Genomic DNA, 21,345 nt, shown 5'->3' on the forward strand with positions numbered 1-21,345 from the left:
CATTCTCCCCCACCCCGCCCAACAACCAGCAGGATCACGACCCGAGGCGCCCCACCAACCACCCGCCACGCCCACCCAGGGCAGCACGAAACCGGCGAAACCAGCGGCTCCCCCAAGATCAATGGGATCACGCCCACCAACCCCACCACCACCCCGAACTCCACGTCTGTGGATAAGCCGGCAGTGACCGGGAGGTCGGGATGGGTAGGCGCATCAGGTCACCGGTATGACCTCGGCCAGCGGTGATACGAGGTGTTGCCTGTAGGGCCACTGAAGGGGGCTAGAGCCAGCGCCAAGGCATGACCGTACCCGGCGGTCTACCAGCCCCTGTCCAAGCCCCTGGGCAGGGGCTGGACAGAAGGCCCTGCCCAAGCCCCGCTTCGACTCCGTCTCAGCCCAGGTCCAGAGCCGCGTGCGGGTGCTGTAGGGAGAGCCTTCTCCACCGTCGTCGCTACTGACGTCGTGGCTGCTGAGGTCCGTGAACACGCCCCTGCGTCCCTGACCAAGGCCGCGACACGACAACGACCACAACGGCGCCACCAACCACGACAACGACCACAACGGCCACGACAACGATCACAACGGCGACAACGGCCGCGACATGACAACGTCGGCGACCGCTATCGACTACCACCGATAACACCAGGTGAGGCGCAGGGGTGGGGGGAACCGACCCGTGGTGGGCACGGGTCGTACTCGACGGGCCAGGTCAGGCCCGTGGCGGAGAAACAGCCCCTAGTCTTCGTCGACCTCCGGGGCCTCGATGAGCTGCCGCAGCAGCGCAACGAAATCGTCTTCGCTCATCGCCGACCAGTCCACGTGCTCGTTCATGTCAGCGATCTCCCCAGAACCCACGGCTGATAAGCCTCGGAGAACCGTATTGCTTCGAGAAGTCTGGGTTAACAACCCGTTGCCGCAGGTGGAGACGGGTGGCCGAAAGCGGACATCGGCCTTTAAGAGGTCAGATGCGCTGCTGGAGGGCGGCTCGGCATTCGGGGCAACGGCAGCGCTTGTTGTAGCCGGTGACGGTGCCGTGCGGCAGCGAGGGGTCACGCTGCTCGGTGAGGGTGGCGTCCAGCTGGTCGCCGAAAGCGGTGAGGACGCGGGCGGTCGAGAACACCTGTTTGGGGCCGATCCCGAGTTCCGCTGCCGCGTCGTCGATGTGCTTACCCATACGGAGTTTCGCGATGAGACGGGACCGGGTACTCGGTGGCATCTCCGCCTCCGCGTTCGCGATCAGCTGCTCTGCGTCGTCAAGCGGGTAGCTCATGGGTTTCCTCTACATGTGCGGGTACGCCCGCCGTGGCGGACACCTCCTGCATCGTACGCGCCTCCTGGCGCGCCCCGGTTGGGTCCGACGCGTCATGGGAGGGCCACGACGAGTGAACGACCTCTTGTGGGTCATGTGACCACCCAACACCGAACTTTCGCTCACCCATCGTAACAAATACCTGGAATCGGCGAAGGAGAAGCGAGTCACGTCGCCCTTGTTGCATCGAATCCGCAGCGGTTTTCTAGAAACTCATTGCTAGATGCTAGGCATCGTGTTTCGCTGGAGGGACACTTCCGACACTCTGCGTCATTGGATCAGTGTTATGACCAGTCCCACGGTCCGTCGACGGCGTCTGTCCGCCGAACTTCGCCATCACCGTGTGCGGTCGGGGATGACCCTCAACGACGTGGCCGAGGAGTTGGAGTGGTCGCCGGCCAAACTCGGCCACATCGAGACCGGGATCCGTAAGTGGCCCTCGGTCATGGAGATCTCCGCCCTGCTGAAGCTCTACGGGGTCACCGGCGGTCGACGAGAGGCCATCTTGACCCTCGTTCGAGAATCCCGACTTCGTCCCTGGTGGACGGAGTACGAGGACGTTCTCTCCTCCGCCTACGTGGGCAACGAGGCCGGAGCGGTCACCATCCGCACCTACGCCGGGATCCTCGTCCCCGACCTGCTCCAGGTCCCGGACTACACGGCCACGGTGGCGCGGTCCCTCGGCCATGGTGACCACGGTGCCGAACGCATGGTCGCAGCGCACCTCAAACGCCAGGAGATCCTCGAATCCGGTGCTCTGGGCCGCTACCACGCCGTGATCGAAGAGGACGCGCTCCAGCGTGTCTCCGCGGACCTCTCCCTGCTGCGGGCACAGGCGGGGCGCCTGGTCGAACTCGCCACCGGCTCTGACCACGTCACGGTGCAGCTCCTCCCCACCTCGGCCGGGCCCCACCCCGGGCTGGCCGGCCCGTTCTCGATCATGGGGTTCGAGGAGGACGAGGCCGACCTCGCCTACGTCGAAGCGACCCAGGGCGGGGCGATCGTCGAGTCGGAGGAGGCCGTCCGTTTCTGCCATGGGGTCTGGGACCGGCTCACCGGCATCGCCGTGGACCCTCAGGCCACCAAGGGGATTCTGCGCCGTATGGCACTGCTCACCTGAGGGTCCGAAGTGGGCCGACTCGAGAAACCCGGTGTGAATCGGTCCACGATGGCAGGGACCGCCCGCAATAGCTTGCTAGTCTGCTAGGTGACAACCTCATAAAGTTGCCCTCGGTGCCCTCGCCCAATGGCGGGAGCCCGTGTGTACGACCGGTTTTCCAACTGAGAAAGGGTCCGGACAGTGAAGAAGATCATCGTTCTGGCGCTGGTGGCCCTCGGGGCTTTCGCCGTCTACCGCAAGATCCAGGCGGACCGCGCCGAGCTCGACCTGTGGACGGAAGCCACCGCGGCCAGCGAGAGCTGATCGCGGACCCTCCTGGCCACCGACAGGGGGCCGGTGGGTTTCCCGTCGCGGGTTCGACGGTGCACACCACGTGTGTCGCCCGGCGTCCGCTAGTGACACGAAGACGTGGGTGGGCCGACAACCCCGTGGTGCGACCCACGGCTTTGTGCTGTGTCCGGCCCTCTGTCATGTGCGCCCGGAGCACCCTCCGATACGGGTATGCTCTGCAATGGTGAACGGGTCAGGCCCGGAACCGAAACGGGGCCATAGCTCAGCTGGCAGAGCGCCGGTTTTGCATACCGGAGGTCAGGGGTTCGACTCCCCTTGGCTCCACTCCTCTTCGAGACGACCCTGCTCGCGCGTACGACGCGCCGGCAGGGTCGTTTCGTCTTTCCGGGTGTGATCTGGGCCATCGGCGCGGGCCGGTGGTCGGTTCGAGCCGCCCGGCGGCCACTCCTCTCCCCCCTGACTCCAGGCGTCCCCTCGCGGCCGTCCATGCGTCCAGGCCACTGTCCACCGGACGCGACGACGAGGATCACCGCCGGGCCGAGGCGACGCTTGTGGACACGGAGGAGCTCCTCGCCACGTCGGTGTCACGCCGGTCGTGGTAGTCACCCTGGTCGAGATGGGCCTGGTGGACTACACCCGGATGGTTCTCGGGACGGCCGCCGGTGGTGCTGTAGAGGACCCGGGACGGGGTCATCGTGCCGGGGTGCGGCCTGGCCGCGGCCGACTTCCCCAACGTCGACCTGGTGATCGTCGTGGGAGCCGACGGCGTGGTCGACCCGGTGGCCGACCGGGCGATCGGAGCCCCGAGCGCCGGGGTGCCCATCTGGACGTGGAGAACGCCGACGGCTGACGGTGGTGAAACTGTTCGAGCCGGACCACCACATGAGGCTGTTCGGCGACGCGAAGCAGGGCCCGGAGGACCTGACGTGGGAGTTCCGGGCCGTGCTTCCGGCCACTGAGCCCTGGGAATAATTCGTCGGAAAAACCATTTTTCGGGACCTTCTTCCGGTTGGAAAGAAGGTCCCGGGTGTCGTGCCGGCGCATTTGTCTAGGTTACTGAATAGTAGTTCCTGGGCGCCCCATGCAGGTGGGGAAAGGGCGGGTGGTGGGATTGCGCAGTGTGGTCATCGGAAGGCGTTCTCTAGTCCGTTCGGGTGGGTTCGTGTCCTGCCCGCCCGGTTCGGTCAGGCCTGTCCGTGTGGGGCGTCCTGCTCACGAGATGGCATGAAGTCGCAGGTCATTAAGGTTGTGGAAGAATGGTCCGAAGGGGAGGTTTCCCTCCTTTCCCCGGAGAGGGCTCCTATCACATGTAGTGACTCTCCGTGTGTGTATGATGACACTTCCAGTGGAGGCAATGGTCCTAGTGGGCCATATGAGAAATAGGCCTCTTGGGGTCTGTTGGTGAACTGGGACGATCCGTAGTTTCGACACCAACGACAACGAGGAACACAGCACGCCGAAACGAACGACCCCCGAAGGTGAGCCGAACGGCCCCCCGTCCGGCCTCTTGCAAAGTCCTCGGATCGGTCCGCTGAACCCCTCGCCCGCCGACAGCCGGTCGGCGGGTTTCGATCACCACACATGCTGATCTTGGGAGTGGGGCAACATGTGGAATGAGAAGACGGCGGCTCGTGCCAAGTGCCGCGAAATCGACCCCGACGCACTGTTCGTCCAGGGTGCCGCGCAGAACCGTGCCAAACTGATCTGCCGTGGCTGCCCGGTTCGGACCCAGTGCCTCGCCGAGGCGCTGGACAGCCGGATCGAGTTCGGAGTCTGGGGCGGTATGACCGAGCGCGAGCGCCGCGCTCTACTGCGTCGTCGCAAGGACGTCACCAGCTGGTATGACCTCCTCACCAGCGCCGAGAAGCGTTATGAGGAGGAGAGGACCCAGCAGGAGCCGGTGCACGGCGAACCGGCCGTCGCCGCCGGGCACTGACCCGAGGAGGGCGTTGGGGAGGGGAGCCCCGACGCCGATCGTGACGAGGATGCTCGCGCGAGGCCGTGAGGGAGGCCGGGCGCGGAGCGAGGGGACCAACCCGATTCATCGACATGCCGACCCGGCTGGACGGGCCGATGGTCGGAAGCCGCCACCTCCTTTCGGAGGACCGGCGGATCAGGGGAGGATCAGGGACGACCCCCATATCCGCACCCGTCTCCATGCCGCATTATGGAGGAGGGCGCGATCATCCTCGTACGGTCGAGCCCCACACAGTCTTTGGGAGTGGGGATGTCAGAGCAGAGCCGGCGGGACCCGCGGCCATGGGTCCCGAACGAGCCAAGGCCACAGGTACGTCTCACCCACCAGGACCGGGACGCCGTGGCGGAGGTCCTGCGCGAGGCATACGCCAAGGGGCAGCTGGAGGAGGACGAGTTCGACGAACGGATCGACCAGGCGATGCGGGCCAAGGTCGCTTCGGAGCTCGTCCCGCTCACCACGGACCTGGGTGTTCAGGGATTCGACGGGAACACGCCTCCCGGGCAGGCCCGGGAGGAACGGTCCCGGGGTGGCAAGCGTGGTCCGAACGACCTACGGAACATGCGGACCGACAATCCGGTGGAGAAGGTCGGAGCCGGCCTGAGTCACGCCTCGGCGTTCTTCTTCCCGCTTCTGGGGCCGTTGCTGGTTCTGTTGGTCAGTCCGAACAGCACGAGTTTCATGCGCAGGCACGCGCTGGAGGCGCTGAACTTCCAGCTCTGGTGGCTCGTCGCCATCCTCAGCAGTGTGGTGCTGTCGGCCCTGGTCCTCCCGGTCTTGCTGCTGATCGCCGTGGCCATCGGCGGGTTGGTCCTGCCGGTCATGGCGGCGGCGACCAACATCATGGGCAACGGGTGGCGTTACCCGCTGACCTATCGCTTCATCAAGGACGACCAGGAGTGATGACACACCTCGGGCCCGGGGAGGAGATCCCCGGGCCCGAGGTACAGGATCACTTGCCGGGCCGGCCGTTGTCCTTGGCGCGACCCTCACCGGTGGTGGCGCGCACCTTCTCCTTCGTCTTGGCGGAGGCGGTCTTGGCGTTCTCGGCCGCCTCGTCCGCCACCTCGGCGGCCTTCTCCCCCAGGTTCTCGCGGGTCTCACGGACCTGTTCGCGGGCCTGGTCCAGGTGCTCCTGCCATTCGGCGTCCTGGGAGGCCTGGCGCAGGCGGATCAGTGAGTACACGACCACGCCGCCGACCAGGGCGGCGCCGCCGATCACGACACCGCGGGGGATCCGACGGCCACCTCCGCGGAACAACCGCAGCCCACGACGTGCGGGCTTGGGGTCGATCCGCTGGGCGGCGGTGGTCAGCAGGCCGGCCACTCGCGGGGCCACGGTGTCCTCGACACGCAACGCGGCGCTCTCCAACCGAGGTGCGGTCCAGCCACGGGCCTGGATGAGCTTCAGGGCCGCCTGGTCCCTGGCCTGGTCTGCGTAGGGGCCGAATCGGTCGGCCTGGTCCCTGGCCAGGTCCTGCAGGCGGGCGAGGGCAACCTCCGCCTCCTTGCGTGCCTTGCGACGCTTGGCAGTGATAGGCACGTCGTCAGCTCCTTTGATCGTTTCGCCTGTTCGTACGGATTCTCCACCCGATGGTCGACGCGTCAGACCATGGATGGTGCTGCTCGTCGTCCTTCCCCGTTATCCGGGTGTTATCTCAACATACGTCCTCTGCGTCTGTGATCTACGTTTCGACACTGTGTGCGGCCCTTCGGGATCTGCCTGACCGCCGTGGAGGGAACGGTAACGTGAGCACGTAATCTCACTCGATCGAAAGGCACTGTGGTGTCGGACTCCACGGGTCAGCCCACCGCGCGGCTGAACACCTCCAAGGGAACCATCGTCGTCAAGCTGTTCGAGGAGCAGGCGCCGGAGACGGTCGCCAACTTCATCGGGCTGGCCGACGGCTCCAAGCAGTGGATGGACCCCGCCACGGGCAAGCCGTCCAACAACAGCCTCTACGAGGGCACGATCTTCCACCGTGTCATCGACGGCTTCATGATCCAGGGTGGCGACCCGCTGGGCACCGGTCGCGGTGGCCCCGGCTACACCTTCAAGGACGAGATCCACCCGAGCCTCCGTTTCGACCGTCCGTTCCTGCTGGCGATGGCCAACGCCGGTCCGGGCACCAACGGCTCGCAGTTCTTCATCACCGTCACCGAGCCCAACTGGCTCGACGGTCGCCACACCATCTTCGGTGAGGTCGTCGAGGGCGCCGAGATCGTCAGCGGCATCAGCAAGGTCGACACCGACGCGCAGGACCGTCCCCGCGAGGACATCGTGATCAACAGCGTCGAGATCACCCGTTAAAGACACGGTGAGAACCAAGGAGTGACCAGACGCCCATGACCGCTTCTCCCCCTCCCTCCGGATCCACACCGGGCGCCGGAGCGCCGCGCACCTGTTACCGGCACACCGACCGGGAGACCGGGGTGAGCTGTACCCGGTGCGGGAAACCGATCTGTCCCGACTGCATGGTCGAGGCGTCCGTCGGGTTCCAGTGCCCCTCGTGCGTGGCGGAGGGGAACCGCAAGGTGCGGTCCACCCGGACCACCTTCGGGGGCAAGGTCGTCGCCAAGCCGTACGTGACCTGGACGATCCTGGTCATGATGGTGGTGGGCTTCGTACTCCAACTGGGGACCTCGAACCCCATCGGTCAGGCGACGATGTCGCCGTTGACCGGGTTGTTCAGCATGTGGGGATACGGCGTCGTCGAGTACGGCGAGTGGTATCGACTCATCACCGCCGCGTTCCTGCACGCGGGCGTCTTCCACCTGCTGTTCAACGGGTACGCGATGTTCATCCTGGGCCCGCAGTTGGAGCGGTGGCTGGGCCACGGGCGGTTCCTCGCCCTGTGGATCCTGGGCGCTCTGGCGGGCTCGGTGCTCAGTCTGCTCGCCACACCCGACTCGGGTTCCGTCGGTGCTTCGGGGGCGATCTTCGCGCTCTTCGGCGCGGTGTTCGTGATCGGTCGACGGCTGCGGCTGGACACGCGGATGATCATGGTGCTGCTCGCCCTCAACCTCGGAATCACCTTTTTGGTCCCCAACATCTCCTGGACGGCCCACATCGGTGGTCTGGTCGGGGGGCTGCTGATCGGGGCGGTCTTCGCCTACCTGCCGGGCCGTGACGCCACGGCGGGGCGGCGCACCCTGGTGCACGCCCTGCTCCTGGCGGCCTTCGTGGTCCTGCTGGTGGTGCTGACCCTGGTGGCTCCGAGCCTGTGGACGACGTTCCTGGTCTGAGCACTCATGTGACGGCCCCCGGAGAGCGCGCTCTCCGGGGGCCGTCACGTATGTCCAGGTCGAACCGGCTTTCGAGTACGTCGAACAGAGCTATCCACGCCCTGTGGATAACTCTGTGGAAAACCGGATCAAGGCGGGGCGAACGCCCCTGCCGTTGTCAGGGTGTGGCGGGGGTCAGTGCCAGCGGGTCGACAGAATGACCGCGACGATGATGCCGCTGAACCCGATCAGCAGGTTCCAGTTGTGCCAGTCCTGCATGTACGGGATCTGGGAACCCGCGATGTAGTACACGCCGATCCAGAGGATGCCCACGATGAAGAAGCCCAGCATCGTCGGCACGAGCCAACGGGGACTGACCTTGGGCTGCTCCTTGGAAGGAGGCGGCGTGTAAACGGCCTTCTTCTTGCGATCGTTGCGGGACTTGGGCACGGTCGCTGCTCCAGGACTGTGGGGCGGTTCGGAATAGGCCCACAGTCTACGCCCCGGCCGGTGCGGGCGTCACCGCCGGGGAGGTCCCGAAACCCCAACGGTCCCATGACCGCGAGAAGGGCCGCACCCCGCCGGGTACGGCCCTTCTCATGTCTGTCCCGCGTCCTCTAGCCGCGGCGCGGGACCGCGAAACCGTCGTCCGGCGGGCCCGGGAGATCCGGCGGGCTCGGAATCTCCGGACCGTTCGTGGGCTCATCGGGATCGGTCGGCTCCTCGGGTTCCGACGGTTCGTCGTCCGCCGGAGCGATGGCGAGCGTCACGGTCACCGTGGTACCGGTGTTCACGTTCTGGCCGGCCGAGGGGGACTGGCTCATGACGGTGTCCACCGGGTGGTCCGGGTTCTCCTGCTCCTCGAACTGAGCCACCAGGTTCGCCTGGTCCAAGGCGTTCTGGGCCTGGTCACGGGACATGTTCTGCAAGTCCGGAACCCCGACCTGGTCGGGTCCTGAGGAGACGCGCAGGGTGATCTCGGTGTCTGGGGCGACCTCGTTGCCGGCGGACGGATCCGTACCGATCGCGTTGCCCTGAGCCACCGTCTCGTGGGCCTGCGGCTCGGTGGTGACGTTCTCGAAGCCCGCCTCGCTCAGGGCCGACTGCGCGTCGGCCTCCGTCTGCCCTTCCACGCTCGGGATCTCCAGGGCGCCGGGACCGGAGGAGACCATGATGACGACGGACTCATCGAGCGGGGCCTCCGTACCGGCCGTCGGGTCGGTCTCGATGACCGTACCCTCCTCGACCTCGTCGTCGGCCTGTGTGTCCACGGTGAAGGTCTCGAAGCCTTCCGCCATCAGGGCCGACTCGGCCTCCTCCTGGGATTGGCCGGCCACGTCGGGAACGGTGCCCTGCTCGATCTCCTCGGTCCCGTCCCGGGTCATCAGGAAGACGACCAGACCGATCGAGGCGATGACACCCAGGACGAGCAGGACCCAAAGGGCCGTCTTGTTCCCGCCCTTCTTCTCATCCCGGTAGTCGTCGTAATCGTCGTCGTAGTCGTCGTACCGGTCGTCGTTCGTGGGCGGAAGCGCCGTGGTCGCGCCGGCGGCGGCCATGGCCATGGTGCCGGCCTGCGTGGGCATCCCGGCCATGCCGCGCTGGATGTCGGCGCGCATCTCCGCTGCGTTCTGGTACCGCTCCTCGCGGTCCTTGGTCATGGCGCGGAGGGTGACGTCCTCCAGCCACTCCGGGACCTGCGAGTCCACCTCGGACGGCGGGATCGGGTCTTCACGGACGTGCTGGTAGGCGATGGAGACAGGGGAGTCGCCGGTGAACGGCGGCCGGCTGGTGAGCAGCTCGTACAGCACACAACCGGTGGAGTAGATGTCACTGCGCGGGTCGACGCGCTCGCCACGGGCCTGCTCCGGAGACAGGTACTGAGCGGTGCCGATGACCTGCGACGTCTGCGTCATCGTCGCCTGGTCGTCGCCCATGGACCGCGCGATGCCGAAGTCCATCACCTTGACGTCGGCGTTGCGGGTCAACATGACGTTCGCCGGCTTGATGTCACGGTGCACGATGCCGTTGTCATGGCTGTACTCGAGGGCCTTGAGGATGCCGTCGACCAGCTCCGCCGAACGCTCCGGCAGCAGCTTGCGCTCGTCGTCGAGCAGTTCCTTGAGAGTCCGACCGTCCACGTACTCCATGACGATGTACGGGATGGACACGCCATCGATCATGTCCTCGCCGGTGTCATAGACGGCGATGATCGCGGGGTGGTTCAGGGACGCCGCGGATTGGGCCTCACGGCGGAACCGTGCCTGGAACACGTGGTCCCGGGCCATGTCGTGTCGGAGGGTCTTGATCGCGACGAGCCGGTCGAGCCTCAGGTCGCGAGCGCGGTATACCTCGGCCATGCCACCGCGCCCGACAACCGTGTCGAGTTCGTAGCGTCCGCCGAGGAGCCGGGGCTGGGACATGTCGTGCACTAATCCTCGTGTCTTCCGGTGGCCGCCCGCGGGCCGCCGCCTACCCTGAGCGTCTCTCGCTCATTGCATGGTCACAGGCTCTGGTCTTCGCAGTGGAATCAGGATCCCTCCCCGTTGGCGCCGTCGCCGCCTCCGCTTCCGCCTCCGCCGCCACCTCCGCCGGGGTTCTCACCGCCGGGGTTCTCACCGCCGGGATCCTCGTTCTCGGGCGGATCGGGGACGTCTTCCTCGGGCGGATCGGTGGCATCCTCCTCTGGCGGGGGGGATTCCTCCTCACCCTCACCATGCCCCGGGGCCTCGGTCTGGTCCCAGTCCTGAGGGGGCGGAGTCCACTCAGGGGTGTCCGGGACCGGATCGAGGGGCTCGGGCGGCTCGGTCTCCTCCGGTTCCTCGCTGGGGCTGGGAGCAGGGGACTCATCGGTGACGGCCGGCCGGTCGCTGTTGTTGACCGGTTCGGTTCCGGTGTCAGCCATCATGAACCCGGCCACCGCCGCACCCACGATGAGGACGGTCGCGGCCACGGCCGCGAGCACGACCGGCATCCTGACCCGCCGACCAGAGTCCGGGTTCTCCGTCAGCCTAGTGGAATCCATGCCCTGATCAGGGGGTATGGGAGATTGGCCGGTGGTTCGCCGTACCTGATCGGTGGCGCCGCTACGGGGGCCGAAATCGGGCACCGCGCCGACCACCCTGGTCTGGGCCATGCCGTTGAATCCGGTGGAGGGGGTGGGTGGCCCGGTACCGGCGTTGGAGCGGATCACCGCGGCCAGGTGTGCGACCTCCCCGGCTGAGGAGGGGCGATCCTGCGGGTCCTTCTCCAACATGGAGAAGACGAGGTCGTCGATGTCCGCGGGGACGTGTTCGGGCAGGGAGGGCGGATCGTCGCGCGTGTGCGCCAGGGCCAACGCCACCGGACTGTCCCCGGTGAACGGCGGCTGCCCGGCCAGGCACTCGTAGGCCACCACACCCAGCGCGTACAGGTCCGAGGCCGCGGTCGCGGGTCGTCCCGACGCCTGCTCCGGTGAGATGTACTGGGCCGTGCCCATCACCATGCCGGTCTGGGTCAGGGTCACCGACATGTCCCCGCGTGCGATGCCGAAGTCGGTCAGCTTCAGCTGTCCGTCCTCGGCCACCAACAGGTTGCCCGGCTTGATGTCGCGGTGCACCACGCCACGGGCGTGCGCCGCGGCCAGCGCCTTGGCCGCCTGGCACACGAAGTCGAGGGTCTGGTCCGAGCTCAGCCCCCCCTGTTCCCGCAATACCTGCGACAGGGGTTCGCTGACCACGAGCTCCATGATGAGGAAGGCACGCCCGTGCTCCTCGCCGTAGTCGTAGACCTGCGCGATCCCCGGGTGGGACAGACCGGCGGTGATCCGGCCCTCCGTACGGAACCGTTCACGCGCGGTCGGTTCGGCCATCTGGGCCGGATGAAGCAGTTTGACCGCCACCGAACGGTTGAGCAGGGTGTCGGTCGCCCGCCACACGGTGCCCATGCCGCCGGAGCCGATCTGCTCCTCGAGCCGATATCGGTCGCTCAGAACGGTCCCGGTGAGGTCACCGGGACCGTTCCGGGAAGACGGTTCGTAGGCGTTCACTACAGAACCACTGCCTCCATCATGTTTCGCGCGATCGGCGCGGCCAGCTCGCCACCGCTGCCGCCACCGTGTTCGATGACGACCGCGACCGCGACCTGGGGGTCGTCGGCCGGGGCGAACCCGATGAACCAGTTGTGGGTGCCCTGTTCCCCACCGGTCTCGGCGGTACCGGTCTTGCCGGCCACGTCCATGCCCTGGATGGCTCCGTTGGTTCCGGAGCCGTCCGGCCCGGTCACCCGGACCATCATGTCCGTCAGGTCGGACGCGGTGCTGGCGCTCATGGCCTGGCTGTAGACCTCGGGTGTGGTCTGGGTGACGACGGTGCGGTCGGAGTCGCGCACCGAGTCCACCATGTACGGGTGCATGACCTCACCGGAGTTGGCCACGCCCCCGGCCACCATCGCCATTTGCAGCGGTGTCGCCTCCACGTTGGACTGACCGATGCCCGCGCGGCCCAGGATGTTGCGGTCCTCCTCCACGGGGGCGTAGCTCGGGATGACCGGCAGCGGAACCTGCATTTCGTCCTCGGTGACCTGCGGGTGGAAGCCGAACGCCTCCGCCTGGTCCGCCAGGGCCTGACCGCCCATCTCGATCGCCCAGTTGGCCATCGAGGTGTTGCAGGAGATCTGGATGGAGTGCGCCAGGGTGTCGGGATCCCCGCCGTTGCACGTACCACCGGGTGTGGCGTTGGGCAGCGGGTGACCGAGTTCCAGGGTGTCCGGAGCGTCCATGGTGGAGTCCGGCCCGGCGTCCAAGTGCTCCATGGCCGCGGCGGCGGTCACGACCTTGAACGTGGAACCCGGAGGGTAACGCTCCCTCAGCGCCCGGTTGAGCAGCGGCTGGTCCTCGTCGGCCGCCAAGGTGTCGAAGTTCGCGACCGCGTCCGTGATCTCCTCGATGCTCACGACCTCGTTGGCGTCGAAGGAGGGGTAGGAGACAGAGCCGAGGATCGCCCCGCTGCTCGGGTCGATCGCGACCGCGGCACCGTTCATGCCCAGCTGCTCGAAGCCTTCGTAACCGGCCTGTTGCACGGCGGGGTCGATGGTGAGTTCGACGCGTGCGCCCTCGGGCTCACGGCCGGTGATGACGTCGCGGAAGTTGCGCACCGCGAGCCGGTCGTCGGTGCCGTCCAGCAGCGCGTTCTCGCTCTTCTCGATGCCGTCCGCACCGTAGCTGCGGAAGGAACCGACCACCGGCGTGTACAGGGGGCCGCCCTCGTACACGCGTTGGTAGCGGGCCGGGTCGTCCTCGGCGGCGATGTTCTCGGAGTAGGCGACGTTCTCCCCACCGACGACGATGGGTCCCCGCATCTCGGTGAGTCGCTCGCTGTACTGGCGGGTGTTGAGCGAGTGGTCTCGGATGGCTTCGGCCTGGAAGCCCTGGATCCAGGTGAGCTGGGCCATCAGGGCACCGAACAGGATCATCGAGAAGACGCTGAGGCGTCGGATGGGTGTGTTCATCGTCGGATCACCTGTGTGGCCCCCTCGTCCTGGATGGCCTGTGGCGCGGGCCTGCGCGCGTTGTCGCTCATTCGGAGTAGTAGACCGACCATCAACCAGCTGGCCATCAACGCGGAGCCACCCGCGGCCAGGAACGGTGTGGTCATACCGGTCAGCGGAATGATCCTGGTCAGGCCGCCCAGTACCACGAACACCTGGAAGCACATGACGAAGGCGATGCCGCTCGCCAACATCTTGACGAAGAGCTCACGGGAGGCCAGCGCGATGCGCATACCGCGCTGGACCAACAGGAAGATCACGATCAGGATGGTCATGAGTCCGGTCAGGCCCAGGTCCTCCGCCAGTGAGGCGAAGATGAAGTCGCTGTCCGAGGCGAAGATCTTGTGCGCCTGGCCGCCACCGAACCCGGTACCGAACAGGCCGCCGTAGGCCATGCCCACGATGCCCTGGACCAGCTGCATGCTGCCGCCCAGCCGGTCGTAGACCTCCTGGTCGAAGGCGTGGAACCAGATGTCCACGCGCTGGCGGAAGTGCCAGAAGATGTACATCGCCGCGGTGGCCGCACCGATGAACACCGTGAGGCCGATGAACACCCAGGAGGATCGCTGGGTGGCCACGTACAGCATCGCCAGGAAGGTGCCGAAGAGCAGCAGCGAGGAACCGAGGTCCTTGGTGATGACCAGCAGACCGATCGCCGCCACCCAGCCGACGACCATCGGCATGAAGTCACGGGCGCGCGGCAGGTCCAGGATCTTGAACCGGCCGACCTTGATCGACTTGGCCGCCAGCGACAGCACCTGGCGTTTGGTGACCAGATAGGAGGACAGGAAGATCACCAGTGCGATCTTCGCGAACTCGGACGGTTGCATGGTGAACGGACCGATGCCGATCCACCGTCGGGCACCGAACTCACTGATGCCCAGGCCCGGGATCATCGGCAGCGCGATGAGGACGATCGCGGCCAGGGCGCTCAGGTAGGTGTACCGCTGTAGGATCCGCGGTTCCTTCAGGAAGAACAGCAGCGCGATGCACAGGACCATGCCGACCGCGGTCCACACCAGCTGCATGCCGATGCCGGCGTGCTCGATGTCGCCGGACTTCGCCGCGTCCAGGCGCCAGATCATCGCCACACCGATCCCGTTGAGGAACAGTGCACAGGGCAGGATCAGGGGGTCGGCGTACGGGGCGATGAACCGCAGCGCCACGTGCGTGGCGAGGGCGAGCGCGCCGAAGATGAGGCCATAGCCCCACATCGCGCCCGGGACCTGGTTGTTGAGGTTCAGCCCCGCGGTCGCTACCGCGCTCATCATGATGAAGATGGTGATGAGGACCAGGACCAGCTCGGCGTTGCGCCGTTTGACCGGCGGAAGCGCCGTTGGTGCCTCGGGTTTCGTGGTGCTCAATGGGTCACCCCGATTCCTCGGTCTCGGTCTCCTGGCCACCCGAGTCGGTCCGGGTCCGCTCGGAGTCCTCGACCTCGCCTTGCAGGTCCTCGACCTTCGCCTCGGCGTCCGCGAGGTCTGTCGCATCGATGTTGTTCTGGAGGGCTTCCTGGTCGGTGGGGGCGAGCGAGTCCACTCGGAGATCGGTCCTCTCCACCTCCTCGGACAGGTCGACTCCGGCGATGTTGGTGTCGATACCGCGGTAGATGCTGACGTTCTCCCCGTCGGCGGAGACGCCCACGTAGTACTGATCATCGATGTACCGGCTACCGAAGTAGTAGCCGCCACCGGCGATCGCGCCGACCACGATGACGAAGACGAGGATGATCGGCCACCAGCTACGGGTCCGGTACTCGGGCTCCGGGTCCCGGTCGCCAGGGGGCGAGGCCTCGTAGTCGTCGTAGGCGCGCTCCTCGAAGGGAGACGCGCCGTACGTACCGGGTGGAGGCGGTGCCTGTTCGTCGATGGGGTCCATCTCGGCGGTGTCGCCGCCGCTGCCGCGAAGTTCCTGCGCCCGTCTGGCGGGGCTGGTCTCGTTCGGGCCCGTCGCCACGTCACGCTGGTCCGCGGCGCCCACGACCTGGGAGCCGACGGTCGGGCCCTCGTGGTCGCCGTCCGTCTCGATGACGTCCGCGACCACGGTGGTGATGTTGTCCGGACCGCCGCCGCGGATCGCCAGCTCGATGAGCTTCTTGGCGGCCGCGCGCGGGTCGCTCTCGGTGGCCAGGGTCTCGTGGATGGTCTTCTTGCTGACCACGCCCGACAACCCGTCGGAGCACAGCATGTAGCGGTCGCCGGGCTTGGCGCGGCTGATGGAGATGTCCGGGTCGACCGGGGTCTTGCCGTCCAGGGCGCGCAGGATCAGGGACCGCTGCGGGTGGGTGGCGACCTCCTCCTCGGTGATCTTGCCCTCGTCCACGAGGGTCTGGACCAAGGTGTGGTCGTGGGTGATCTGCTCGAACCGCGAACCTCGCATGAGGTAGGCGCGCGAGTCACCGATGTGGATCAGGGCGACCTGTGAACCCGACCACAGCATGGCGGTCAGGGTGGTGCCCATGTTCTCGAGCTGGGGTTCCTGCCGGATCCGGAGGGCCAGGGACTCGTTGGCCTTCTCGACGGCCTGTTGCAGGACCTCGGCCATCTCTTCGGCCCGCGGATCGTCGGAGGTGTCCAGGCTGCGGATCGACGAGATCGCGATCGAGCTGGCCACCTCTCCGCCCGCGTACCCGCCCATGCCGTCGGCCACCGCGAGGAGGTGCTGACCGGCGTAACCGGAGTCTTCGTTGCCTTCGCGGAGGCATCCTACGTCGGAGTACGCCGCGTATCGGAGAGCGATTGTCATTTGCGCAGTTCCAGGACGGTTTTGCCGATACGGATGGGCTGACCCACCGTGATGGGCTGGGGGCGGTTCAGCTTCTGCTGGCCGAGGTAGGTGCCGTTGGTGGAGTTGAGGTCCTCGACGAACCAGCGGCCGCTTTCGGTGTAAACGCGCGCGTGCCGCCCCGACGCGTAGTCATCGGTGATGACCAACGTCGAATCGGGAGCGCGGCCGATGAGGATGGGTTGGGAGGACAGATTGACCGTCGTCCCCGTCAACGGGCCCTGGGTCACGGCCAGCACCGTGGGCTCGTTGCGCGATGCCCGTGAACGTCCCTGAGAGGAGGCAGAGGAAGGGGAACGACGCGGCGCGGGGCGCGGAGCCGATCGCGGCTTCTTCTTGCGGGACTTCCTCTTCGACTGTCCGAAGAGGTCCGTACTGATAACGCCGACCGCCATGAGGACGAACAGCCAAAGCACCGCGAGATACGCGATCTTGATCAATATGAGGGTCAAGTTGGACATCGAACTGCTCTTCAGCCCCTGTCGTGCTTCGGCCGGGGTGGCGGTCATCGGCGCCGCCACCGTGTCTGCCCCACCTTCGGGTCGGTGAGTCCAGGTCGCTGTCCGCGACCCAGAGCCGGCCGCGGCCATTTTGCCCGATCGGTCAGGTCTTCGCGGAGACTACCCTCCCGGCCGGATCCTCCGACAGTGGTTCCTTGTCGGCCCACCGCCGGACCCGAACCTTCAGATGCCGAAGCGAAGTGGTTGGTTGCGGTCCGGGAGGGACCGGAATCGGTGACCTGTCGGGGGAGCGGTCAGTCGCGGCGGAAGGTCATGGTGGTGCGCCCCAGACTGATCCGGGTACCGTCCACCAGCCGTGCCTGCCTGACCTGCTGCCCGTTGACGAAGGTTCCGTTCGTGGAACCCCTGTCCTCCAGGATGACCTCGTCGCCGTCCACGCGGATCTCCACGTGGTGACGGGAGACACCGTTGTCCACCAGGCGCAGGTCGCAGTCCGTGCCGCGCCCCAGCAGGGTCACCGGCGTGGTCAGTTCGAACGACTGCTGCATGCCCTGGCTGGCGATGTTGCCCTCGGCCGTCGCCCCACCGGGGGAGATCAGCAGACGAGGACGACCCGTCTGGGGCTGCGCCGAGCCCGGAGCCGGATCGCCCACCGGCTGGCGGAGCTCACCGCCCTCCACCAGGCTCCCGCGAACGACACCGGAACGGATCCGGAACCGCCCGGTCTTCAAACCCTCGTCCGAGCGGAACTGCACCCGTACCGGACCGACGAACGAGTAACCCTGTTCGGTGGCGTAGTCACGGGCCAGCTTCGACAGTTCCTGACCCAGGCTGTCGGCGTACACCTCCAGGCGTTCCTTGTCACTGGCCGACAACTCGACGATGAAGTCGTTCGGGACCAGTGTCCGACCCTGGGCGACGATGGCGGCCCGTTCGTCCATCTCTCGTTGAACGGCGCTCGCGACCTCGACCGGCTGGAGCTCCGACTTGAAGGCCATCGCGAAGGTGCCTTCGATCATGCCCTCAAGCCTGCGCTCGAAGCGTTGGAGCACTCCCACGAGGTACCTCCCTTTGTACTCCACTCCGTATGTGTAGACGATCGTAACCGGGCCGAGGCGCCCCTGGTCTCAGGTGCACCCCCGTCAGTGGCGTTGGACGGCCAGGATCGGGGCCGTCCACAAACGATGTGCGAGCCGCCTCCAGCCCGTGCTAGTCTTTTTCTTGTCGCCAGGACGAACCGGAAGAACGTCGGATCACCTGGCACTATAATTGGATAAGTCACTCGGGCGGGTGGCGGAACGGTAGACGCGCACGGTTCAGGTCCGTGTGTCCGAAAGGATGTGAGGGTTCAAATCCCTCCTCGCCCACTTGAATATAGACGACCCTGGAAGCAAGCTCGGCTTGCGACCGGGGTCGTCTTCGTCGTGTCCTCTGCGGTACGAGCTCCTGAACCTCCCGGTACGCCGCTCGGTCGCGGCCCTTGGCCGTCACCTCCTGTCGCGCTACACCCGATGGTGTCGATGGTGCTCATGGGGGCTCTTTTCGGGTGGGCCGTAATCGGGGGCAAGCGGTATCAACGATCTTGGATCGTTAGGTTCGGGGCAACCCGCCCTCCGGGGCCGGAACCGGTCACGGGGTGTGGATCAAGGTGGCACCGTCGAGGTCCCAGGTCTGAAGACCACCGCATATGACCGTTCTGAAATCCTTTGTTGTGGTGAGCGGGGTGGCGTCCGATAAGTGTCCTCCATCACTCTGAGAAAGTGCGTTCAAACGCCTCCGAGCGCTCCTGGTCCATTGAACGACGCCCGCTGAACGTGGTGATGCCGCACCCCACGGCCCTGTCGGCCCTGTCGCGGACCGGCTCGACCGTGGAGGACGACGTAACCCTCGGACGAGGCGGCGCGCGGGTGGGGGGAACCCCGGACCCCCGCTGGGTGAGCCGGTCGTAGGCCCACAGGTGCGAGGCGGTGGTTCCCCCCGGGAACGGGCCCAGGCGGGCTCCCCTCCTCAGGTACGTGGCGTCCGACCGAGGAGCGGTTCCACACGGGTGTCGCAGACGAGTCGACGCCGGTGGTCGACGACCCGGGTGGGGCCGGTCAGACGTACACGTACGGTGTGCCGAACGTCGGCGCTGGAAGCGGCCAGACCGAGGACGAGTTCCCCGGGGTCGACGACGCGTCGCAGGTCACGGCCGGTGTAGGCGGTCAGGTCGGCGGGAACGGTGAAGCGCACCGTCGATCCCTGTCCGGGTTCGAGGTCGACTCGGGCATAGCCGATCATGCGGCGCACCGGCTGCGTCACCTGGGCGACCGGGTCGGACAGGTACAGCTGCACGACCTCGGAACCGGTCCGGGAGCCGGTGTTGTGGACGGTGCAGCCGACGGTCACCTCGCCGTCGGTGGCGACTTCGACCGCGGTCTCCGTGGCCGGAGCGCCCTCGACCTCGGGGGCGGTCCACTCGAAGTCCGTGTACGACAGGCCGTGCCCGAAGGGGTGGCGCGGGGTGGGATCGACCGAACTCACCTGGCTCTTCCCGGCCAGCGGTGCCCCCAGGTAGGTGGCGGGCTGACCGCCGGGGTCCCGGGGGATCGACACGGGCAGGCGCCCACCGGGCTCGACCCGACCGGAGAGCACCCCGGCGAGCGCGGGACCGCCCTCCTCCCCGGGAAGGAACGTCTGGACGACGGCGGCCAGACGGTCGGCCACCGGCCCCAGCACGTACGGGCGCCCGCTCGAGACCACCGCCACCACCGGGGTTCCGGTGTCGACGAGTGCTTCCAGGAGGTCCTGCTGGACCCCGGGCAGACGCAGGTCGGTGGCGTCGCATCCCTCCCCGGAGGTGCCGCGGCCGAACAGGTCGGAGCGATCTCCGAGGGCGACCACGCACACGCGCGCGGAGCGGGCCGCCTCCGTCGCCGCGTCGAATCCGTCCACCGAGTCGCCGTCCACCGAGCAACCCTCGGCGTGGGTGATCCGGTGCCCGGGCAGTTCGTCACGAAGCGCCGACGCCAGGGTGGGGATGGCGACCCCGGTCTCCGTGCCGGGGTGGCGGCGCCCCACGTGGGCGGGGAAGGAGTAGCAGCCCAGCATGGCGTCCTCGGTGTCCGCGAGCGGGCCGATCAGCGCCACGTCCGCGGCGCCGTGGTCTCCGGCCTCCGGCAACGGCAGGGCGGCGCCTGAGTTGTCGAGCAGCACCACGGACCGCTCCGCGAGCCGGCGGGCCAGCGCGCGGTGTTCGGTCGGGTCCAGATCGATGACCTCGTCCCCGTCCCCCTCCGGGGACCAATCCGGATCGAGCATGCCCAGCTCGCACTTTTGGCGCAGGACCCTTCGGGCGGCCCGGTCCACGGTCGCCTCGGGGACGCGGCCGGCGCGGATCTCCTCGACCAACAGGTCCCCGTAGCAGTGGACGGTGGGCAGTTCGACGTCCACGCCCGCCGACAGGGCCAAGGAGCCCGCGTGCGCCGGGGACCCGGCGATCCCGTGCAGCTTGTGCAGGAAGTCGATCCCGAAGTAGTCGGCGACCACGGTCCCCTCGAAACCCCAGGTGTCCCGAAGGAGCCCGGTGAGCAGGCCTTCGTCCGCGGCGGCCGGCAGCCCGTCGTTGTCGTTGTAGGCGTGCATCACCGATCGGGCCCCACCGTCGCGGACCGCCATCTCGAACGGGGGCAGGATGACGTCGGCGAACTCGCGGGGGCCGATGGAGACCGGTGCCAGGTTGCGGCCCGAACGGGACGCCGAGTAGCCGGCGAAGTGCTTGAGGGTGGCCACGATCCCGCTGGACTGGAGTCCGCGGACGTAGGCGGTGGCGACCGTGCCGACCAGGTGGGGGTCCTCACCGATGGTCTCCTCGGTACGGCCCCAACGGGCGTCGCGCACCACGTCCAACACGGGCGCCAGTCCCTGGTGGGCGCCCACCGTGCGCATGCTCCGGCCGATCTGCGCGGCCATACGTTCGACCAGTGGTGGGTCGAAGGAGGCGCCCCAGGCCAGGGGCACGGGGTAGATCGTCGCGGTCCAGGCGGCGAATCCGGCCAGACACTCCTCGTGGGCCACGGCCGGGATGCCGAAGCGGTTGGCGGCCATGATCTCGCGTTGGCTGCGGGCCAGGGAGGCGCGACCCTCGACGGGGTCGACCGGTACGGTGCCGAACGGCCGGGTGAGCTGGCCGAGCCCGTCCTTGACGACCTCGTCCCAGGCGGGGGGTTCCTGGGACAGGTCGTGTTGGTGCGGGGCGACGGGCCCGCCGCCGGAGCTCGCCTGGACCCATACTCCGTACAGCTGGGAGACCTTCTCCTCGATGGTCATCGCGGACAAGAGTGACTCGACGCGCTCGTCGGTCGTCGCGGTGGGGTCCTGCCAGTGCTGGCCGGCCGGCACCGGCGGTGTGTCGGTGGGGCGGGCGGATGACCTGGTCAAGGAGTGCCTTTCCATGGTGGGGACACGGGGCACGTCGGGGGGCCGGCATGCTCCGAAAGTTTCGTAAATTTTCGCGAAACTTGTTGCCGGTGAATGTACGTTCACGTCCCCGCAGGGTCAACCCCCTTCGGAGGAGGGGCCACACTTTTCCGAGAAGCCCCGGCCGTCAAGCATCATCGGAGGTGGATGAGGCGAGGTCGGGGGAACCCGCGACCGACGGATTTCCGAAACTTTC

General features: G+C 67.2%; 17 protein-coding genes and 2 tRNA genes. 8 read left to right on the top strand and 11 right to left on the bottom strand.

What is annotated here, in order from left to right; all coding sequences use genetic code 11:
• Positions 1-961 precede the first annotated feature (961 nt).
• On the bottom strand, positions 962-1,270 hold the full coding sequence (locus NLI01S_RS12365) for a hypothetical protein (RefSeq protein ID WP_067603853.1): 309 nt from the start codon (positions 1,268-1,270) through the stop codon (positions 962-964).
• A 325-nt stretch (positions 1,271-1,595) separates the two neighbouring features.
• On the opposite strand from NLI01S_RS12365, the gene NLI01S_RS12370 reads away from it, so the two are divergent.
• The 5 genes from NLI01S_RS12370 to NLI01S_RS12385 all read left to right on the top strand — a co-directional run bounded on the left by NLI01S_RS12370 (position 1,596) and on the right by NLI01S_RS12385 (position 5,598).
• Positions 1,596-2,429 (top strand): helix-turn-helix domain-containing protein, encoded by an 834-nt coding sequence (locus tag NLI01S_RS12370; protein WP_084392530.1) that lies wholly within the window; start codon positions 1,596-1,598, stop codon positions 2,427-2,429.
• Between the two features lie 180 nt (positions 2,430-2,609).
• Positions 2,610-2,732: a DLW-39 family protein gene (locus tag NLI01S_RS26380; RefSeq protein ID WP_014912962.1), complete on the top strand. Its 123-nt coding sequence runs from the start codon at positions 2,610-2,612 to the stop codon at positions 2,730-2,732.
• A 239-nt stretch (positions 2,733-2,971) separates the two neighbouring features.
• A tRNA-Ala gene (locus tag NLI01S_RS12375) sits at positions 2,972-3,044 on the top strand.
• Positions 3,045-4,326: 1,282 nt separating this feature from the next.
• Positions 4,327-4,656 carry a WhiB family transcriptional regulator gene (locus NLI01S_RS12380; RefSeq protein WP_067603855.1) on the top strand — a complete coding sequence of 110 codons (330 nt, stop codon included), beginning with the start codon at positions 4,327-4,329 and terminating at the stop codon, positions 4,654-4,656.
• A gap of 291 nt (positions 4,657-4,947) precedes the next feature.
• On the top strand, positions 4,948-5,598 hold the full coding sequence (locus NLI01S_RS12385; RefSeq protein ID WP_067603857.1) for a DUF1707 and DUF4870 domain-containing protein: 651 nt from the start codon (positions 4,948-4,950) through the stop codon (positions 5,596-5,598).
• Between the two features lie 49 nt (positions 5,599-5,647).
• Here the strand turns inward: NLI01S_RS12385 and NLI01S_RS12390 are convergent, their stop codons facing one another.
• Entirely contained in the window at positions 5,648-6,238 is a 591-nt protein-coding gene (locus tag NLI01S_RS12390; protein ID WP_067603859.1) for a hypothetical protein, read from the bottom strand.
• A gap of 243 nt (positions 6,239-6,481) precedes the next feature.
• Between NLI01S_RS12390 and NLI01S_RS12395 the strand changes: the two genes are divergently transcribed.
• Both NLI01S_RS12395 and NLI01S_RS12400 read left to right on the top strand, forming a co-directional pair.
• Complete coding sequence (locus tag NLI01S_RS12395; RefSeq protein WP_067603974.1) at positions 6,482-7,006, top strand: peptidylprolyl isomerase; 525 nt, start codon at positions 6,482-6,484, stop codon at positions 7,004-7,006.
• A 35-nt stretch (positions 7,007-7,041) separates the two neighbouring features.
• Positions 7,042-7,941: a rhomboid family intramembrane serine protease gene (locus NLI01S_RS12400; RefSeq protein WP_190318448.1), complete on the top strand. Its 900-nt coding sequence runs from the start codon at positions 7,042-7,044 to the stop codon at positions 7,939-7,941.
• 174 nt (positions 7,942-8,115) lie between these two features.
• Here NLI01S_RS12400 and NLI01S_RS12405 read toward each other — a convergent pair whose 3' ends face one another.
• From NLI01S_RS12405 to NLI01S_RS12440, 8 genes are all read right to left on the bottom strand, one after another.
• Positions 8,116-8,370 carry a cell division protein CrgA gene (locus tag NLI01S_RS12405; protein ID WP_067603863.1) on the bottom strand — a complete coding sequence of 85 codons (255 nt, stop codon included), beginning with the start codon at positions 8,368-8,370 and terminating at the stop codon, positions 8,116-8,118.
• A 167-nt stretch (positions 8,371-8,537) separates the two neighbouring features.
• Positions 8,538-10,343 carry a Stk1 family PASTA domain-containing Ser/Thr kinase gene (gene pknB, locus NLI01S_RS12410; RefSeq protein ID WP_067603976.1) on the bottom strand — a complete coding sequence of 602 codons (1,806 nt, stop codon included), beginning with the start codon at positions 10,341-10,343 and terminating at the stop codon, positions 8,538-8,540.
• Between the two features lie 107 nt (positions 10,344-10,450).
• Complete coding sequence (locus NLI01S_RS12415) at positions 10,451-11,947, bottom strand: serine/threonine-protein kinase (RefSeq protein WP_067603865.1); 1,497 nt, start codon at positions 11,945-11,947, stop codon at positions 10,451-10,453.
• Entirely contained in the window at positions 11,947-13,407 is a 1,461-nt protein-coding gene (locus tag NLI01S_RS12420; RefSeq protein ID WP_067603867.1) for a peptidoglycan D,D-transpeptidase FtsI family protein, read from the bottom strand. Before NLI01S_RS12420 ends, NLI01S_RS12415 begins: the two co-directional genes overlap by 1 nt.
• The gene (locus tag NLI01S_RS12425) at positions 13,404-14,810 is read right to left on the bottom strand and encodes an FtsW/RodA/SpoVE family cell cycle protein (protein WP_067603869.1); all 1,407 of its coding nucleotides are present in this window, start codon (positions 14,808-14,810) and stop codon (positions 13,404-13,406) included. Before NLI01S_RS12425 ends, NLI01S_RS12420 begins: the two co-directional genes overlap by 4 nt.
• A 4-nt stretch (positions 14,811-14,814) precedes the next feature.
• Complete coding sequence (locus NLI01S_RS12430; RefSeq protein ID WP_067603871.1) at positions 14,815-16,191, bottom strand: Stp1/IreP family PP2C-type Ser/Thr phosphatase; 1,377 nt, start codon at positions 16,189-16,191, stop codon at positions 14,815-14,817.
• Positions 16,188-16,691 carry an FHA domain-containing protein FhaB/FipA gene (locus NLI01S_RS12435; RefSeq protein ID WP_190318455.1) on the bottom strand — a complete coding sequence of 168 codons (504 nt, stop codon included), beginning with the start codon at positions 16,689-16,691 and terminating at the stop codon, positions 16,188-16,190. The genes NLI01S_RS12430 and NLI01S_RS12435 overlap by 4 nt, the downstream gene beginning before the upstream one ends.
• 293 nt (positions 16,692-16,984) lie before the next feature.
• Positions 16,985-17,749 (bottom strand): FhaA domain-containing protein, encoded by a 765-nt coding sequence (locus NLI01S_RS12440; RefSeq protein WP_449289443.1) that lies wholly within the window; start codon positions 17,747-17,749, stop codon positions 16,985-16,987.
• Between the two features lie 226 nt (positions 17,750-17,975).
• On the opposite strand from NLI01S_RS12440, the gene NLI01S_RS12445 reads away from it, so the two are divergent.
• Positions 17,976-18,058: transfer RNA gene (locus NLI01S_RS12445), tRNA-Leu, on the top strand.
• A gap of 640 nt (positions 18,059-18,698) precedes the next feature.
• Here the strand turns inward: NLI01S_RS12445 and NLI01S_RS12450 are convergent.
• Positions 18,699-21,125 (bottom strand): beta-xylosidase/alpha-l-arabinosidase, encoded by a 2,427-nt coding sequence (locus tag NLI01S_RS12450; protein ID WP_084392545.1) that lies wholly within the window; start codon positions 21,123-21,125, stop codon positions 18,699-18,701.
• Positions 21,126-21,345 lie beyond the last annotated feature (220 nt).

It is taken from the genome of Nocardiopsis listeri NBRC 13360 (assembly GCF_001570765.1).
In the GTDB taxonomy this organism is placed as follows: Bacteria; Actinomycetota; Actinomycetes; order Streptosporangiales; family Streptosporangiaceae; genus Nocardiopsis; species Nocardiopsis listeri.

What these genes read in the sequence shown, in the direction of transcription:
- NLI01S_RS12380 (WP_067603855.1), top strand. Translation starts at nt 4,327, where the DNA reads ATGTGGAATGAGAAGACGGCGGCTCGTGCCAAGTGCCGCGAAATCGAC.
- NLI01S_RS12435 (WP_190318455.1), bottom strand. Translation starts at nt 16,691, where the DNA reads ATGTCCAACTTGACCCTCATATTGATCAAGATCGCGTATCTCGCGGTG.
- NLI01S_RS12365 (WP_067603853.1), bottom strand. Translation starts at nt 1,270, where the DNA reads ATGAGCTACCCGCTTGACGACGCAGAGCAGCTGATCGCGAACGCGGAG.
- NLI01S_RS12420 (WP_067603867.1), bottom strand. Translation starts at nt 13,407, where the DNA reads ATGAACACACCCATCCGACGCCTCAGCGTCTTCTCGATGATCCTGTTC.
- NLI01S_RS12400 (WP_190318448.1), top strand. Translation starts at nt 7,042, where the DNA reads ATGACCGCTTCTCCCCCTCCCTCCGGATCCACACCGGGCGCCGGAGCG.
- pknB (WP_067603976.1), bottom strand. Translation starts at nt 10,343, where the DNA reads ATGTCCCAGCCCCGGCTCCTCGGCGGACGCTACGAACTCGACACGGTT.
- NLI01S_RS12450 (WP_084392545.1), bottom strand. Translation starts at nt 21,125, where the DNA reads ATGGAAAGGCACTCCTTGACCAGGTCATCCGCCCGCCCCACCGACACA.
- NLI01S_RS12430 (WP_067603871.1), bottom strand. Translation starts at nt 16,191, where the DNA reads ATGACAATCGCTCTCCGATACGCGGCGTACTCCGACGTAGGATGCCTC.
- NLI01S_RS12385 (WP_067603857.1), top strand. Translation starts at nt 4,948, where the DNA reads ATGTCAGAGCAGAGCCGGCGGGACCCGCGGCCATGGGTCCCGAACGAG.
- NLI01S_RS12370 (WP_084392530.1), top strand. Translation starts at nt 1,596, where the DNA reads ATGACCAGTCCCACGGTCCGTCGACGGCGTCTGTCCGCCGAACTTCGC.